The organism is Sphingomonas sp. 4RDLI-65, assembly GCF_049472435.1.
In the GTDB taxonomy this organism is placed as follows: Bacteria; Pseudomonadota; Alphaproteobacteria; order Sphingomonadales; family Sphingomonadaceae; genus Sphingomonas.
This window is the reverse complement of record NZ_JBCEBT010000002.1, coordinates 609,437-625,832: the sequence shown is the minus strand read 5'-3', so window position 1 is coordinate 625,832 and position 16,396 is coordinate 609,437. Positions and strand designations below refer to the sequence as shown.

Genomic DNA, 16,396 nt, shown 5'->3' with positions numbered 1-16,396 from the left:
AGTTAGGGACGTCGTTCACTTGGTCACCGGCACTTTCAGGCCCGGATGGCGGGCGTACAGCAGCTTCTGCTGGATGATGGTCAGGCAGTTCGACGTGATCCAGTATACCTGGAGGCCGACCGCGAACGGCGCCATCACGAACATCAGTACCCATGGCAGCAGCTTGAAGACCTGCTTCTGCGTGTCGTCCATCGGCGTCGGGTTCAGCTTGAACTGGAAGTACATGCTGATGCCCAGGATGATCGGCACGATACCGATCGCGATCATGTGCGGCGGCGTGAACGGCAGCAGGCCGAACAGGTTGAGCGGAGTCAACGGATCGGGCGCGGACAGATCCTTGATCCACGCGACGAACGGCTGGTGACGCATTTCGATCGTCAGCATCAGCACCTTGTACAGCGCATACATGATCGGGATCTGGAGCAACGTCGGCGCGCAACCGGCGAGCGGGTTGACGCCCTCCGCCTTGTACAGCGCCATGACTTCCTGCTGCATCCGGACCTTGTCGTCCTTATGCTTTTCCTGGATCGCCTTCATCTTGGGCTGCACGGCGCGCATCGCGGCCATCGACTTGAACTGACGCTGCGCGATCGGGAACAGCAGGCCGCGGATCGTTACCGTCAGCAGGATGATCGCGACGCCGAAGTTGCCGACCATGCGGAACAGCCAGTCGAGATAGTAGAAGATCGGCTTCTCGACGATCCGGAACCAGCCCCAGTCGATCGCGTAATCGAGTTTCGCGACGCCCTGCTGGTCGGTGTAGCGATCGAGCAGGCGGACTTCCTTGGCGCCGGCGAAGAAGCGCGAGGTCTGCGTGATCGCCTGGCCCGGTGCGACCTGCTTGGGCTGGAGCGCGTAATCGGCCTGGTACGCCTTGTTGGCGCCCGCGCGGAACTGGCCGTCGAACGCCTGGCCCTGATCGGGGATGATCGCGGTCAGCCAGTATTTGTCGGTGAAGCCGAGCCAGCCGCCGGTCGTCGTGAACTTCTGCGCGGCCTCGTCGATGTCCTTGTAGTTCGGACGGTAATGCGCGCCGCCATTATCGACCGACATCGGTCCGACATGGATCGTCATCGACGACGGATCCTTCGAGATGCCGACGCGGTTGACGAGGCCATAGGTCGCGACGGGAACGGGCGCGGTGCCGGCGTTCAGGACGGTCTGGCGGACCGTGAACATGTAATCCTGGTCGACCGCGATCTGGATGCGGAACCGCTGGCCGGTGGCGTTGGTCGCGTCGAGCGTGACCGGCGTGGTCGGCGTCAGCGTGGTCGCACCCGAGGGCGTCCAGACGGCATCGGCAGCAGGCGGGGTCAGGCCCTGCGCGCGCCAGCCGAAGCTTGCGAAATAGGCGTCGGGCGCGCCGGCGGGCGAAAGCAGGCGGATCGGCGGCGAGTTCTTCGCGACGGTCTCGTCATAGCCCTTGAGCACGAGATCGTCGATCCGCGCGCCCTTCAGGTTGATCGAGCCGGACACGCGCGGCGTCTCGATGCGGATGCGCGGGGTGCTGGCGATCACGGCGTTGCGATCGCCGATCGCGGCGGCACCGTCCGCGGCCGGATCGGCGGCGGGGTTGGCGATGGCCTTGGTCTTGCCGCCTTCGATCTTCGTGACCGGCGGATTCGCGGTCGGGAAGAACTTGCCCTGGATCAGCGGCCATCCGAACAGGATCAGCGCCGCGATCACCGCGAACAGCACGAAATTCTGCTTGTCGTCTTTCACAGGGCGGCGTCTTTCAATTTCTTGTCGATATCTGGGACCGGATCGGGGCCGTACCCGCCCCACGGATGGCAACGCGCGATACGCTTCGCCGCCAACCAGCCCCCCTTGAGCGCGCCATAGCGCCCAACGGCCTCTATTGCATAGGCTGAACAGGAAGGATCGTAGCGGCAACTCGACGGCAGGACGAGCGAGGGGCCGAGTTGCCAGCCGCGGGCGATGAGGATGAGGAGGCGGGCTAGCATGATGCAGGCGGCGTCTCAGAGTGTTTCCCCGCGAAGGCGGGGACCCAGACTGGGCTCCCGCTTTCGCGGGAGAACAAGGGCCAAGAGAGCGGCTTCGAGTGAGACATTTCCACCCCGGCGAAGGCCAGGGCCCAGTTGGGGGACGTCGCTAACGAATGGCGGTATTGAATCACGGACGCCTTCCCACCTGGGCCCCGGCCTTCGCCGGGGTGGTGGCTTGCGCCGATGTGGTATCGGTGGCCTGCGGCGTAACCTTGCGGAAAGCCTTGCCAAGCTCGCTCCGCAGCAACGCGAAATCCCGCTCGACCCCGCCATTCCGCCCGATCAAAACATGATCGGCCCCGGCAACGCCGCGCTCTGCCAACAGCTCACGCGCCAACGCCCGCAACCGCCGTTTCATGCGGTTCCGGACGACGGCGTTGCCGATCTTCTTGGTGACGGTGAAGCCGATTCGCATCGTCGCGTCACCGTCATCGCGGGGGCGCATGAGCAGGACGAATCCCGGCATCGGTGCGCGCTTCCCCGCATTCGCCGCGAGAAAATCGCGGCGCTTGTCGAGAATTGTTAGGCCGACAGCTTCTTGCGACCGCGGGCGCGGCGTGCGTGGATCACTGCCCGGCCGCCGACCGTCGCCATCCGTGCGCGGAAGCCGTGACGGCGTGCGCGTACCAGGTTGCTCGGCTGAAAGGTCCGCTTCATTGGTCATTCCCTAGGTCATCAAATAGAAAACGGCCGCCACGGGGACGGCCTTGATGGCTGGGCGCTTACGGAAAGGGCGGCGGTAAGTCAATTCGCACCGGCCTTGGCAGCAGCGCTTTTCGACGCTTTCGCCCGTTCGTGGCGCCGCATAGCGCTCTGCCGCCGCATCATCCGATCGACGAAATGCCCGGTCCGTGGCCAGCGCCGCTTCAACCGCGCCCATTTCAACCGCGCCCACCGTGAATTGCGCAACACCAGCACCATCCCGCCGGCGAACAGGAAGATGCCCGCAGGCCCTGGCAACGGCGCGAGCAACGGCGCGCTCACGATCAGCAACACCCCGAGCAGCAACTGGCCAAAGCGGAGGAAGGGGGAGCGGACTGCTTTCACGGAAGGCATGTGGGTCCGGTGTGTTAGGATGGCAAGACGGCAGAATGCCGCTAGCCATTGCAGACACGGCAAATCGGGTATGAATAAGGCGTGACGTCGTGTCGCGGGGGAGCGGGCATGGCGGCGATCGTGGCGACGGTGGCGTATCTCGGGCTCGAAGCACGCGCCGTGGAGGTGCAAGTCCAACTGATTCCAGGACTTCCCGCGTTCAACATAGTTGACGCACATACGCTGGGTTCGAATCTAATGATTTGACAAAGTTTTAACTTTGAGCCTGCCAAGCGTGCGCATATATGGACGCCCCATGAAGGCAATCACCTACTATCGCTTTAGCACGCACGAGCAGTCCGAGGGGACATCGATCAAGCGCCAGTCAGAAGACTGTATGGTGTTTGCAGCTTCACGCGGATGGACCATCGAAGATACCATTATAGACGAAGGCAAATCTGCCTTCAGCGGCGCTAACCGTGATGAAGGGGCGGCGCTAAATCTGTTAGAGCATGAAGTTCGCAGCGGTCTGCATTATGGAAAAGTGCTTTTGGTCGAACGCCTAGACCGTATCAGCCGCCAAGGATTTGATGAGACCCTAGACTTCGTGCGCCTGCTAACTGGTCACGGTGTAAGCGTTGCTACAGTTGACGGCGAGTTTTACGAGGCGAGTAAGCGTCTCGATATGTTTCAGGTCATGAAAATGCTTTCCAAGGCGGAAGGCGCGCACGAGGAATCTGCGAAAAAAAGCCAGCGATTGAAGCGGCGCTATGAAATCCGTCGTGCTGAGGCGAAAGCTTCGGGGATCGCCCTTACGAGAAACCTACCGGCGTGGCTTACCGTTGGTACGGACGGTAAGCCGACCATTCGCGACGGACGGGACGCAGTGATACGGCGCATCTATGATCTAGCCGAAACGCACGGCAAAGGTTCGGTGAGGATCATGCGGGCGTTGAACGCAGAGCTACAGCCGTGGTCGGGTTTGAACGGTGCGACCACCGCGCAATGGAACCGTTCGTTCGTTACCCGCATCCTTCAGGATCGACAGGTAACAGGCGAGTTTCAGCCATGCGTCAAGGAAAACGGCGAGCGGGTTCCGGCTGGCGAACCATGGCCAGATTACTTCCCGCGCATAATCTCGCAGGAACAGTTCGACCGGGTGAACAGTGCAGCGCAGGCGCGACAATCGCCAGCCGGTAAAAAATCGACGGTGGTAGGTAACCTTTTTAGCGGCATGCTTCGTTGCTTCCACTGCGATACACCGATGCTCTTCGAACGTAAAAAGCCTGCCGGTTCCCTGTATCAGCGCGGGCGGTATACGCTGAAGCATGACGAAGCACGCCTTCGTTGCCGAAACGCCTATTCGGGCGGAAGCTGCACCAACGCAACCACACTGTCTTACTATGGCTTCGAACGCGCGATGTTGGACGCCTGCCTTCACCTCGCGCTGGATGATCGCACATTCACGCGAGCAGACGAACTCGGGGAGATCATGAGCAAGGTAGCAGAGAAGCGCCGTTCTCTCGATATCAGCACCGACCACGCCAAGGCATTGTGGGCCGCATACGCTCAAACTAAGAGCAAGATGGCCATGCAGTCGGCAATGGAAGCAGAGCGCGAAGCCGAAGTCTTGGAAGGTGAGCTTCAAGCCCTCGAAGCAAGTGCACGGGCCGCTTCCGGTCAGGCGGACGCAGAAGCGCACCTATCGCGCGTGGCTGAGTTTCGCCGCTACCTAAGCGATGATGATTTGGATGTTCGTGAACAGCACCGCACGAAGGTTGCGCAAGGCTTCCGCACTATCGTGCAATCGGTAAGGTTCGATGACTCGAAGACCGCTTATGTAAACCTAATCGATGGGTTACGCGCGATCACAATTCGCCAAGGCAAGGTGATATCGAACCTGAACTTTGACCATCTGAAGCGCGACCCGACGAAGGATAAGCCACCACGCGAAGCAGCGTTGATCCGTGCTTATCTGAAGCGAAATCGCGGCTAGGTTCAAGACTTCTGGCCTTGACAAAGATTGAACTTCGAACCGCTCGCGCGCTGATTCATACAGGGGCATCAACCGGAAGGGATGCAGATGCTTCTAGAACCCGACATCGATGTTAGCGCAGTCCGTTAATGGTGCGTAACGAACGGCATCAACACCGCGACGATTGACGGCATCGTCTACAGGGGGCGTATCCGCCACTATGAAGTCACGATGTCACCGGATGACATGTTTCTGTTCCGGTTCCGATGGGACGAAAAAACCCGCACCGTCTGTGGCAACGATGCGGGTCCGGTAGGCTCGAATAGCGTGGTGCCGTTTAGGCGGTCTTAGCAGCCTTACGGGCCTCGACCGTCTTAGCGAACTTTGCGCGGCGCTCCTCGGACCATCCGGCACCGCCAGTGCTGCCTTCACGGGCCTTGCGGGGCACCCGAACCTTTACCGTCGTGCCGTTAGTGTTGTCGCTGGTTAGTTCCTTGTCGAACTCCCCGGCGTTCACGGCTGCAATCATGTGATCTACGAACGTCACGAAATGCTCTGATGGAATGAAGAGCGTGGTCTGGCCATTCACGACCAAAGGCATTTTGTCGGGCCGGGTAGGGCTGAAAGCTACAACGCCGTTAGCGAGCTTCCACCACTTCGCACCACCGCCACGCGTGGTTTCGGTCGAACCAAACTGTGTCTTCGAGGCTTCGAGCCGACCAACGAGCCACTTGCGATCTTTAGCGGGATCGTATGCCTTGCGCTCGAAGGTATCCTTCAGCTTCGGATCAATGAGGGCGTTAAGTTTGTCTAGAAACGACATAGGATATCCTTCCGATAGAATGAGGGGGCAGTCTTCTTAACTAACGAACTTGTCAAGCATATTGAATCTTAAACCGAACAGTGCAGCGTCTTGATCACTGAGTGCGAGCGTGACGAAGAAGACCGGTCCGAGGATTTTTCGGGCCGATCCGTAGACATCCGTGAAGACGACATCGGCGGCCGGGTGAAGGTTCTCCGCGATCCAAATCTTTATCTCGCGGGCCTTCGGCTCACTGACCGGGCATAGTGTAGCGTATCGCATCACTTGGTCGCATCGTAGAGAACGGTTGCAGCTTTGCAATAGAGGGTGATCGTTAACAGTGAGTAGAAGATGAAATCGGCCATGTCGTAGTCTCCTGAATGTCTTCTATTTACAGACAGGAGGCCGCGAGGGGACGATAAGGCCGATTTTGAGCAGTTCTTAGGCAGCAATGTCTTTCAACTCGTTGAGCAGACGAAGTTTGGACTTGTTGAGGTATTCTCGGGATTGCTCGATGCCGGTGTAAGACCTTCCTTCGCGGATCGCTGCAATTCCGGTAGTTCCACTTCCCGAGAATGGGTCAAGGATGCGGCACCCCTTCGATGCCGTGATACAACGCAAGGGGATTTCAACAGGGAATGGGGCAGGGTGATCGTTGTTCATCTCGGCACGCACTCGCCACACTTCCCCCAAACCGGTCTTGGCGCACTTCCAACCGGGTTTGGCAAATACGTAGATGGATTCACTATTCCGCTGGAAATAGGTTGGGCTGCTGTTCGGATCGCTCCCCCGATCCCAGCAAACGACTTGCCGCAACAGAACTTCGTCGGGTTGGAAGTCATGTGCGGTCATCATCACTCCGTCGATGATCTGGTTCTTGTAGTTGAAGAAGATTGCTCCGTCGTCAGCGAGCAAGCGCCAGCTTTCGCTCAGGAAATCCCGCATCCACGCCTTCCAAGCGTCGAACGTCATATCGTCAGTGCAACCGTCATACGCCCCGCCAGACCAGACCTTGTTGCCCTTGCCCTTCCGTCGTTTCGACTTGTTGTAGGGTGGACTGGTCACGATCCCGTCGAAGCTGCCCGATGGCATCGAGCGCATGACTTCCAAGCAGTCCCCATGATGGAGCGTGATGCCGGGTGCGATGACCTCGACGGACTTCGCCACGGCGGGAACCGTATCGTCATTTGCGGCGACGGGCTGGTCGTCATTCGCCGCAACGATTTCGGGAACCGTGGCGACATTGTTCGCCGCCAGTTCAGAGATAGTCTTAGCGATCCTCGCCTTTGCGAACTCGAACCAGTGATCGTCCTTCTCGATGGCGATCCACTGACGACCCGCGCCAATCGCCGCGACTGCGGTCGATCCACTGCCCGCGCAGTTATCCAGAACGATTTCACCCTCGTTCGAGTAGAGGCGAATGAGATCGTCGAGCAGGGCGACGGGTTTGGCGAACGGATGCGCCTTCTCACCCTTAGGAGCTTTGTCCTTCGGACAGTGGAAGACCATCCGAGGGCAGTTTTCGAGACCCGGATATTCGCGCCCATCCGCGTAGTCCGTGGCCTGTCCGAGATACACAATCGTGTCAGTGTGTTTCGAGCGATTTTTCGCGACAACCTCGGTAGCGCGCCACGGGTTGTAGGTGGCGCGGTTCTTCGTGAAACCCGATCCCTTTTTATGCTCGGTCGCGGCATGCGCGGTATTGCCGGGGGAGAAGACCATGATGTCTTCATAATCCTTCATCGGCTTGTTCCGCACATGGTTCATTCCGGTGGGATTCTCCTTCATCCAGATGTTGGAATATTTGAACCACTTCCGACCCGCGATCATCATGTCGAGGCTGAATGGCTGCGAACCAAACATGACGATGTTGCCGCCGGGAGCGAGAATGCGAAAATACTGTTCCCAGAGCGAGAGGGTCTTGAGCGGGACATCGATCTTGCGACCGTTCGAAGAGCAACGCGTCGTCCCGTAGGGCGGATCGACGAGGATCAGGTTCACCGACTGGTCGGGGATACGCTTCATCAAGGTCATGCAGTCGCCGTGGTGGACGGTGTTGATTGCGAGGGGCTTGAAGTCGGGAACGATGGCAGGCGTCGTCAGCACGGGGGCGGGAACGATCTCCTGCCCGGTCGGCACGATGCGCCACGACTTGCCGCGCTTCTCGATGACCTCGGGGAACATCTCGACGAACTCGTTCATCCGTTTGCAGATGATATTGGTCGTCGTCGGGTAACCCGCAGCATTCATGTGGGTCTGAATAGTCTTAAAGGTGCGGAATGCCTCGGACAGAGCCGCGACGAAGTGTTCGTCCTCGATGTTATCGAGGATGTTATCGTTGGCGGGCGGCGGGTTGTTGTTGGGGCGCTGGGTCTTCATGGTGTGTCCGATCTCGTTGTTGAACGGACACCTCTAATAATCGGATTTTCAGCCGGGTCGAAAGCTACCGCTCCATTTTTCAAATCCGGTGGACGGTTTTGAATCCACCGGTAAAAGCGCCGTATGCAGTCAAAGGAATATCGGGTCGGCCTCGCGCGGGGACGCGTCACGCAGACCATTCGAGCAAGGGATCGCGACACAGACATCTGGTCAGCGTTGATCTCGATTGCGCACTGGCAGCGTCCGAAGACGTTGCGCGAGTATGTCGTCCACCTCGCTGAAATGGGCGTTGAAACCGCGCGTGGCGGACCGTGGACAACTGGTCTGGTGAATGCCGCGATGCGCAAGCATGGTGTGAACCCGAAACGTCTACTGGAGCGTGTCACGACGCCACCAGTCCATGAACCCCCGAAGGAGCCAACACAGGAGCAGTATCAGCGCTGGCGAGAGGCGAGCGAAGAACTCGCTGAGGATGGGGTCTGGATTCTTCTCACCCAAACGGAAGCCAAACGGAACGAACGCATTCGACATCGCGAGCTTGGGGAAGGCCAGTTCGTTCGTGAGGCTGGCGCGAAGGTCGTGGGATCGTTTATGGATTGGGACGACGAGACATTCGGCACATCCGAAAAGGAAGTGCGCGCCATCGACACCGAGGTGTTCCGGCATCGTCTTACACCCGATGCTCTGGAACGCGCTAATGACAGGCTGCGGGCTACCTACCTAACCGTCGCTCGATGACCGCTAGCCTTCCGCATGCCTCGTCGGAGCGCTTCCACGCCCGATAGGACATCTCACGGTCAGTGAGGTTGGCGAACTGGTCGCGCTCGCTCTGCTGGTCGATATACAGGGCGAGGACATTCGCGCCATTGATACCGTCCGCCAGTAGACGCAAGACGATCTCGATGGCGGTGGTGTGGGGTATGGTCATCGGGTATTTAGACCACGGACCTTGTGTCCCGTCTGACTAGGCCGCTACCTTCCCACGATGATAGATGATCCGTGGGCTGGAGACCGCCTCAACCGCCAATCAACCGGCGAACACCTCATCAAGGTTTTGCTTGAGCGCTACGAGGCGCGGAAGGCCGTTGGGGCCGGTTCCTACATCCTCAACATCGACGCATCGTGGGGAGAGGGGAAGACGTTCTTCCTCGAATGCCTGCGCGCCGATCTGCGTAAGCGTGGGCATGCCGTCGCTTATGTGAACGCTTGGCAGGACGACCACGGGGACGATCCACTCGTAACCGTGATGTCAGCGATTGAGGAGGAACTTGCGCCGTTCTTCAAAGACGAGAAGGAGGCGAAGGCCAAAATGGAGAAGGGCAAGAAAGCCCTCTCCATCGTTGCGCAGGAAACTACCAAACAGGTCGGACTTCATTTTCTGAAACTTGCGACTGGGATCGCGGCGGATAAGACCCTTGAAAAGCTCCGCGAGGCGGGCGCGTTGGGCGATGATGTCAAGGTGGACGATAAGGCGTTAGATGGAGGGTCCGAGAAGGTTTGGGAGAAGGCGCTTGAAAATCTGATACCAAAGCGAGTTGCGGAACATCAACGAGCCAACAAATCTTCCGATGAATTCCGCGAGAGGACCAGCGAAGCCATATCGGCGCTATTTGCCAAGAATATGAAAGAGCCAATGTTCGTCTTCGTGGACGAACTTGATCGGTGTCGTCCGCTGTATGCGATCCGTCTGCTTGAAGACCTGAAACACCTGTTCGCGATCAAGGGGATCGTGTTTGTGGTAGCGACGGACAGCGCCCAACTCTCACATTCGGTCAAGGCGATCTACGGCGCGGAGTTCGAGGCAAGAAAGTACCTGCGACGGTTCTTTGACCGGGTGTTTGTTTTTCCCGATGCTGAGCGAGCGCAGTTTATGGCGCACCTTTTTGCGTCACACGGCATCGATTGGTTGAGAAGGTTTTATCAGACAGGGGGACTCGACCCGCTCGTAGTTTTTACGAGTTGGGCCGACGCATACGGTCTATCGAATCGCGATGTCGAGCAATGCATGGAGATTGTCAGCACTTTTGTTACTTCATGGAACCACGATGTTAAAATCGAACCAATATATCTTCTTACCTTGACTTGGCTTTTCTATGTCAAGAACATTGTAGGGCTTGATAAATCATCGGATTCGGTCCCGTTCAAGGACGAAATAGAGCGTTGGAACCTCAATCTAGAATATTACGATAAGGCTACCGGCGAGACAGTCGCCAACTTTGAAGCGTACGCGCTTCTCATAACTGCGAGAAGGGCGGCGGCGAAAAAAATGATAGATATACATACCCAAATGGGTAGTCCACATCAGCAATATCTATATGTTGAACTGAAATCGAGATATCCGACCGGAATGTCTTCGAACGACACATCCATCTCGTATCTATCGGAGTATCCGAGCCGTATACGCAACGCTGGACGCGTCGTTGAAGATTAGAGGCTTGGTTCAATCAACTCCATTTCATACTGCGCTCAATGATGGTGGGGGCGTCATGGAAATACTCGCGATGTTCCCAAGGTGATCGGGTCGGGATCGCCATAGAGCTTCTGCCGCTTAACGCGCAGAAGTTCAGCCGCGCGGCGGTGATGTGCCTCCACCTTCCGCTGCCATTCCGCTTCGTCGTAGAAGTTGGGAAGCTTATGTGTGTCCAGATCACCGTGACAGATGAACTGGAACAGGCGGTGGGCAAGATCGGGATCGCCAATCATGCCTACGCGGTCGAGCTTCCCACGCATCTTTTCGTAAGTTGCAGCAGCTTTGGGATCGTTTTCTAGCGCCTTCATGTGATGGTAGCCGGATAGACGACACGCGCTCTCCAGTAGAGCGAGTTCGCCGTCAGTAAGGGCAGTCATCTACGTTCACCTCCGGTTCGTTGGGGGTGGGGGCGCGCAGCAGGCCAGTCCGCCAGCCCGTGTGATCGATAGCCAACCGGCTGATCCGAACAGCGTTGGTCGCGAGAGGTGCGCCCCCTGCGTATGTCTTGTCGAAGCTATGGAAGCGGATCGTCTCCCCGCCGCCCAACGCGACCATGATCTCCATGTCGTCGGGCAGGACATCGGCGGTTCTGACATCGAGCGCAGCCAAGGAGTTGAGAACGTAAGTGGTCCCTTGAACGGCGGTCGAATATGCAGGACCACACAGGGTGTCCTCGGGGGCGGTCACGATGGTCTCGGCATAGTTGGCCCACTCTGGGGAGACCGGCTCGCCATTCACCACGACAAAGCCACCCTTCGATTTCGTGGGGTTCTTATATTTCTTCATCCGGTCAATGCGCTCGCTGCGATCCATCAAGTCGAACGTGACCTTTGTCGTGCGGGACTTGCTGTTCAGCATGACATCCGCAGTCGTGGTCCAGACCTCAAGCTGCGCTTTGAACCGCTGCATGCGCGCTCCCGACTCCTTCTTCTTACGCGAAGGTTTCTTTCCCCCGGTCGATTGCCAGTTGTCGTAGAGGGTCAACTGCGCAGCCGTGATGCGGTCGAGGGGTGGGAGGGTCGCTGCCAATTCCCGCTTTCTCTCGTCCTCACGGTAGAGAAGCGCGTTCAGGAAGGTGGGGGCAGTGATTTTGGTGATTGAAACTAGACGGTCGAGGGAGCCGGGGTCGGTTTGAGCAACATCCTCGAAATAGCGCAATAGTTCACTGAGTTTTTCAATCTGCATATATCCTCTTATCAATACTGTAGGGTCGCCAAACCCTTTCCAGTTGTATTTAGCTGGAAGTGCAGACTAACTCGGCGTGGGTAGATCGTGCCATAATAAAATGACCTCCGAAGCGAGTCTTTGGCGATTTACAGTCTGACAAGAGTCGCCGGATAACTCACGGCGAGATGAAGCAGAAGGCTTCGGAGGTCAGTAGTATTTATACTCGGTCATGGATTCGGCGTCCATTTCAAAATCTATCGTGGACGCGCCAAGCCGGGTATAGATTCGAGCGGGGCCGAAGGTGCCGATCCTATATACTACTTAGATAAATCCCTAGCTCGATAGAGCTTATATATAAGATTGGCACCTAAAGGCGCACCGATCTCGGAAATATACCCGCTCTATCGAGCAGGAAGGGAAGTAAGAGGCAATCTGCCACGTCGAGTTGAAGATTTTTAGTTCCGTCGAGCAAGTGTGATACGGCAAGGTGCCGATCCGGGCCGGAATGGCACCCCAGCCTGATGTCCAGTTCTCAGTGCAAAAGAGGAGATTTAGTTAATCGTTCGCCTGTCGTATCATCCCGACGAGTTCCTCGATCCGTTGTCGCAGGTCAAGAACGTCAAGGCTCTTGCTTCCGTCGTTTGATACCAATCGACTAACTTTAACCTTATCGACCTCGGTTTCTGTAAGGCCCGTAGAAGGGGCAAGCTTTCGACGCTTCTTCGGGCTGGCTCGTTCGAAGTGGAGTGCGTGGTCGTAAGGCCCACCACCAAGCGCCTTACTGTATGCCTCACCATATACGGACGATACCGCGAGGTGAAGTCGTTCGTGTTCAACGTAGTTTTCTACCTCTCGTCCCTTGGTCACCCATGCGATGCCGCCATGAGCGCGGAATTCGTCTCGAAGGCGTTCCTTTGTCGCATTGATCTTCGCCTGCGCACTTTTCTTATCGCTGTCCATTACAATAGCGATGTTCCGATTAAGATCGCGAAGCTGTATAAAGTCTGACACTTCCGAGTCATCTGCTGCTAGATGACTTAGTAGCCTTCCCCCATAAAACATGATTGAATAGTGGACACCTTCAACGAGTTCGTCTGCTGCAAGTTTGATCCAATGGTTCAGATAAATCCGGTCAGAAGGACCCTCAACCCAAACTATCGCGTTGGATTGGATAATATCGGAAGCTCGATGCCCGAGATCGAGGCATATTGCATATTTTTCCTTTTTCAGGACCGCTTCGGCTAAGCGCGTGGTGCCATCCTTCTGATAAACATGAAACGTTGCCGCTCCCGCCGTATCGATGAAAGCTGCAGAATGCGTTGCAATGAAATATTGGTTCTCTGTTTTACTTGATAGATATCTAATCAGTTTGCGCTGAAGGAGGGGGTGAAGGTGTATTTCCGGTTCCTCGATGCAAATCATCTCGCCTTCAGCCATCGTGCAAAATGCGGCAATCATGATTACCTCGTGAATCCCGGTCCCAAGCGATGATAGCGGAAGGACTCGACCATCCATATGAACGAGCACATGATCGCGGCTGTAGGGAATTTCTATTTCTGCATCTTTTCGACCCGTGACGTTTTGAAGTAATCCATTAATCTTATCAAACTTTAGTCGCTCGCTTCGCCGATCATGCTCTGGATTCTGAATGGTTGCTAGTTGGTCAATCAGACCGACGCCGCTGTAGTCGGTGAACTCAGCACCTTTCGGTCCAATTTGTCGTATGGCAGGAATAATGCGAACCGGAGGAAGCCGCATTTCAAGCGCATTGTTGATGGTGTTGAGCGTCTCCGGTATCCAATCATTCAAACCCCCGCCTTGTCGGTTCGTTAGGTCACCCCACAATCTTTGCCATGCATATTGATCCATTAGCTTTTGAAGCTGACCAATCGGCGGTTTCGCTATTTGCAGGTCCTTCCCATAAGGGATTTGTCCGTATTTCCATACCAAGCCATCCTCTTTGACGAGTAAGCCGATTATAAGTTTTAAGTTTTGAACATGATGGGGATTAGCCATCACCTTATCGTATCGAGCTTCTAAGGCCGATAGAACCTCGTCCTTAGTGAAACCAAATCCCATTTCGATAGCTCGGCCCGTCTCACCGTGCTGCTCCAACGGCGATATGTCATAGTAGGCTGTCTCGCCGTATCCGCCTTGATTCTTGAATTTTGGCGGCAGGTATTTACTGATAAAGTTTAGTATCGTTGACTTGCCCGCGTTGTTTGCACCGATGAAGAAGTTAAACTTCTTGAAGGAAGGCATCCGTTCAAAATCGTTGCCTATGCCCCGGTAGTTTTTTAGTGCGAGAGCCGTAAGATACACGGGCATAGAATTCTGACCCTTTCCACGTCACGCGGGGTATTGGACGCGATCATGATGATACAGCCTGTAAAGTAAGTAGCGATTTCGTTAAATACCCAATGGGAAAGCCCGCATCGACCATCATCATGTTCCAGACCGATCCTCAGTATCGGCGGCTCGATGTGTTGGAAGCCCCGGCGATGTACGCGGTCTGTCTCGATGGCCGTCACATTGGCCTCAGGGAGATCAACGAACTGGCTGGTCTCACCCGCTACCGCCAGACCGTCTATCCGAACCTCTCCTATGCAATCCAGCGACGAGATCGTCTCAACCAACGGTTTCGGACGGATCGGTTTGGGGTCTACATCCTGCAGGTGGGCGCGCTGGCCTAGCGTTTATGGTCTTACGCACTTCGTAGCGTCGGCTGTGATCGTTTCCATATTCTTGTTCCATTCAAGCCGCTCTTGTAGATTGAGTTTGTCCAATCCACCGCCATCCTCGATCTCCCTGTTGGTGTCTTGAAGCGTTTGTGCTGCATGGCATGCCTCTAAAGTGGAATGTCGAAGTGCCTCCGTCGCCAGTGGGCGCAACTTGGCTGAACGAGCGACCCGCGTGGCATACAGCGCTTGGTAAATCTGTCTCACACTAGCCCCCGACTTCAAGATGATCTCGGGATATCGTCGTATAAGAACGGCGATCTCCGACTCGCGCGCTCGTGCGGACTTTGCGAGATCGTCTTGGTTTTCTTGGATTTGACCTAGTTCCTCATCCATGTCTTTGATCTCGGCGATGCCATTCGTGAGAGTGGTTTGTTGCTCTGCTGTTAGCTGCATACCTAGTAGCAGGACGGACGCGATCACAATCTGCTTCCTTCAAGTATCTGTTGGGTCTTAAGATATGTCATCAGGACATCTGCTTGAGTCATATCAAGCATCAGGGTCAGGAAGGGCACGGATCGTGAGTTCACGACTTATAATAGCCGCACATAGGGACATTGCGCGGTTGACGGTCCCTTGGTCGCCAGATTGAAGGATATGCCGTCCTTCGTGGACGACATTAGACCTAAGATCATAAACTTTACGAAACGCGGTCATGATTTCATTCCGGTGTTTCGACGAACGGCCCAGAAGGTAGGCGCAGCGGCTTCCTAAAAGATTTGTTAGGCCGATGCCTTCCGCAGCCTTCCTGTCACCGAGCATGACTTCAATCGCAATCGTCGCTTGGAGAAGCGCGTCGAGAGGGCGCCGATTTAGCTTCGCTCGATAGAACCAGATGCAGGCAGCATATAATCGTCGGCAGTCCACGTCGTCATTGAAGACCGTTCCGATCTTTTTTAGCGTCGTTTGATAGGCGGACCAAATGTCGTCTTTTTTCTTATTTGCAAAATCCGCAGTCGAGCAAAAGCTGGATCGCTCAAGCAACTCGTCTTCCAGCGGCTCAGTGCTAAGAATCTCTCGGGTCATTTCATCATGAATCATGATGTAAGGTAGCTTGTCCTTTTCCTCGTCCCAGCCATGCCCCATGAACGAGACAGCAGTGGCGGCTCCATAAAATGCTCGGAGATTGTCCTCCAACATTCGGCTTATCGAGCTTGATTGGCCTGCTGAAGAGTAGCCATTGACCGGCATCGAGAAGTAGAGCCGATTAGGGTCGAGGGCGCGTGGCGTTGCATCGCCAGTTATCCAATCATGGAAAAGCCCTCGGTCTACTCGTTCAACATCGGAACGTACTGGAAGTGGTTGCGGTAGTGCGTTTCCCTTTGCAATGTTGATGCCTGAAGGCAGTAAGATAGACTCTTGGACTTCTTCGATTAAAGGAACGGAGAATATTGATGGTAGTGCAACCGTAAGGCGATACCGGATCGGAATGGACTTAAGTGTCGCGACCAACTTCCGCGCGTAAGGGAGTGAGTTGCTGATAAATTTAAGTTGGGTAATCGGCCTCCCCTGAATCAAATCTTGATGCCGATCCTGCCGAGAACGGTCGTTTCGTATCTCGCCTTGGATGAATTTGGAGAGACCGCGCTCGCCTACAAAGCGTTCAATCTTAGTTCGCGCGTCTTCTGGCAAGTCTGCCATGAGGCGATCAGCCCACTCTAAATCCCCAGAACCAAAGAACGTGTTTTTCAGGGGAGTGCTGTCCAGTCCTTCGGCAATCTTGATGACTAAATCAGTTTCCGCCGCTGCCGTGAGTTTTATCGTCATTATTGCCGCCCGGTTTATTATTTTCTCTACCAAGGTCGCTTACGGCATCGTAATCGG

General features: G+C 56.0%; 17 protein-coding genes. 5 read left to right on the top strand and 12 right to left on the bottom strand.

Features of this window, described 5'->3' with window-relative positions; genetic code table 11:
- Positions 1-15 precede the first annotated feature (15 nt).
- From yidC to VH567_RS07955, 5 genes are all read right to left on the bottom strand, one after another.
- Positions 16-1,722: a membrane protein insertase YidC gene (yidC, locus tag VH567_RS07975; protein WP_423324820.1), complete on the bottom strand. Its 1,707-nt coding sequence runs from the start codon at positions 1,720-1,722 to the stop codon at positions 16-18.
- The gene (yidD, locus tag VH567_RS07970; protein WP_056486507.1) at positions 1,719-1,964 is read right to left on the bottom strand and encodes a membrane protein insertion efficiency factor YidD; all 246 of its coding nucleotides are present in this window, start codon (positions 1,962-1,964) and stop codon (positions 1,719-1,721) included. Before yidD ends, yidC begins: the two co-directional genes overlap by 4 nt.
- A gap of 169 nt (positions 1,965-2,133) precedes the next feature.
- Positions 2,134-2,472: a ribonuclease P protein component gene (gene rnpA / locus VH567_RS07965; RefSeq protein ID WP_423324818.1), complete on the bottom strand. Its 339-nt coding sequence runs from the start codon at positions 2,470-2,472 to the stop codon at positions 2,134-2,136.
- Positions 2,473-2,528: 56 nt separating this feature from the next.
- Positions 2,529-2,663, bottom strand: coding sequence for a 50S ribosomal protein L34 (rpmH, locus tag VH567_RS07960; protein WP_031393806.1), 135 nt, complete (start codon positions 2,661-2,663; stop codon positions 2,529-2,531).
- Positions 2,664-2,750: 87 nt separating this feature from the next.
- Positions 2,751-3,062, bottom strand: coding sequence for a hypothetical protein (locus tag VH567_RS07955; RefSeq protein WP_423324815.1), 312 nt, complete (start codon positions 3,060-3,062; stop codon positions 2,751-2,753).
- A 108-nt stretch (positions 3,063-3,170) separates the two neighbouring features.
- Between VH567_RS07955 and VH567_RS07950 the strand changes: the two genes are divergently transcribed.
- Together VH567_RS07950 and VH567_RS07945 are read left to right on the top strand one after the other, a co-directional pair.
- Positions 3,171-3,308: a hypothetical protein gene (locus VH567_RS07950; RefSeq protein WP_423325034.1), complete on the top strand. Its 138-nt coding sequence runs from the start codon at positions 3,171-3,173 to the stop codon at positions 3,306-3,308.
- A 49-nt stretch (positions 3,309-3,357) separates the two neighbouring features.
- Entirely contained in the window at positions 3,358-5,037 is a 1,680-nt protein-coding gene (locus VH567_RS07945) for a recombinase family protein (protein WP_423324813.1), read from the top strand.
- A gap of 316 nt (positions 5,038-5,353) precedes the next feature.
- On the opposite strand, the gene VH567_RS07940 is transcribed toward VH567_RS07945, so the two are convergent.
- Together VH567_RS07940 and VH567_RS07935 are read right to left on the bottom strand one after the other, a co-directional pair.
- A complete protein-coding gene (locus VH567_RS07940) occupies positions 5,354-5,839 on the bottom strand; it encodes a hypothetical protein (RefSeq protein WP_423324811.1) in 486 nt (161 codons plus the stop codon).
- 420 nt (positions 5,840-6,259) lie between these two features.
- Positions 6,260-8,197 (bottom strand): DNA-methyltransferase, encoded by a 1,938-nt coding sequence (locus VH567_RS07935; RefSeq protein WP_423324809.1) that lies wholly within the window; start codon positions 8,195-8,197, stop codon positions 6,260-6,262.
- Between the two features lie 123 nt (positions 8,198-8,320).
- Here VH567_RS07935 and VH567_RS07930 point away from each other — a divergent pair, with 123 nt between their 5' ends.
- Together VH567_RS07930 and VH567_RS07925 are read left to right on the top strand one after the other, a co-directional pair.
- Positions 8,321-8,935 (top strand): hypothetical protein, encoded by a 615-nt coding sequence (locus VH567_RS07930; RefSeq protein ID WP_423324807.1) that lies wholly within the window; start codon positions 8,321-8,323, stop codon positions 8,933-8,935.
- Positions 8,936-9,182: 247 nt separating this feature from the next.
- On the top strand, positions 9,183-10,628 hold the full coding sequence (locus VH567_RS07925; protein WP_423324805.1) for a KAP family P-loop NTPase fold protein: 1,446 nt from the start codon (positions 9,183-9,185) through the stop codon (positions 10,626-10,628).
- A gap of 53 nt (positions 10,629-10,681) precedes the next feature.
- Here the strand turns inward: VH567_RS07925 and VH567_RS07920 are convergent, their stop codons facing one another.
- From VH567_RS07920 to VH567_RS07910, 3 genes are all read right to left on the bottom strand, one after another.
- Positions 10,682-11,044 carry a hypothetical protein gene (locus VH567_RS07920; RefSeq protein ID WP_423324802.1) on the bottom strand — a complete coding sequence of 121 codons (363 nt, stop codon included), beginning with the start codon at positions 11,042-11,044 and terminating at the stop codon, positions 10,682-10,684.
- Positions 11,028-11,852 carry a hypothetical protein gene (locus VH567_RS07915; RefSeq protein ID WP_423324801.1) on the bottom strand — a complete coding sequence of 275 codons (825 nt, stop codon included), beginning with the start codon at positions 11,850-11,852 and terminating at the stop codon, positions 11,028-11,030. The genes VH567_RS07920 and VH567_RS07915 overlap by 17 nt, the downstream gene beginning before the upstream one ends.
- A gap of 537 nt (positions 11,853-12,389) precedes the next feature.
- Positions 12,390-14,162: an ATP-dependent nuclease gene (locus VH567_RS07910; protein ID WP_423324799.1), complete on the bottom strand. Its 1,773-nt coding sequence runs from the start codon at positions 14,160-14,162 to the stop codon at positions 12,390-12,392.
- A 119-nt stretch (positions 14,163-14,281) separates the two neighbouring features.
- Between VH567_RS07910 and VH567_RS07905 the strand changes: the two genes are divergently transcribed.
- Positions 14,282-14,527, top strand: coding sequence for a hypothetical protein (locus VH567_RS07905; protein ID WP_423324797.1), 246 nt, complete (start codon positions 14,282-14,284; stop codon positions 14,525-14,527).
- Between the two features lie 3 nt (positions 14,528-14,530).
- On the opposite strand, the gene VH567_RS07900 is transcribed toward VH567_RS07905, so the two are convergent.
- Complete coding sequence (locus tag VH567_RS07900) at positions 14,531-14,995, bottom strand: hypothetical protein (RefSeq protein WP_423324795.1); 465 nt, start codon at positions 14,993-14,995, stop codon at positions 14,531-14,533.
- Between the two features lie 66 nt (positions 14,996-15,061).
- The gene (locus tag VH567_RS07895) at positions 15,062-16,339 is read right to left on the bottom strand and encodes a hypothetical protein (RefSeq protein ID WP_423324793.1); all 1,278 of its coding nucleotides are present in this window, start codon (positions 16,337-16,339) and stop codon (positions 15,062-15,064) included.
- Positions 16,340-16,396: the final 57 nt, after the last annotated feature.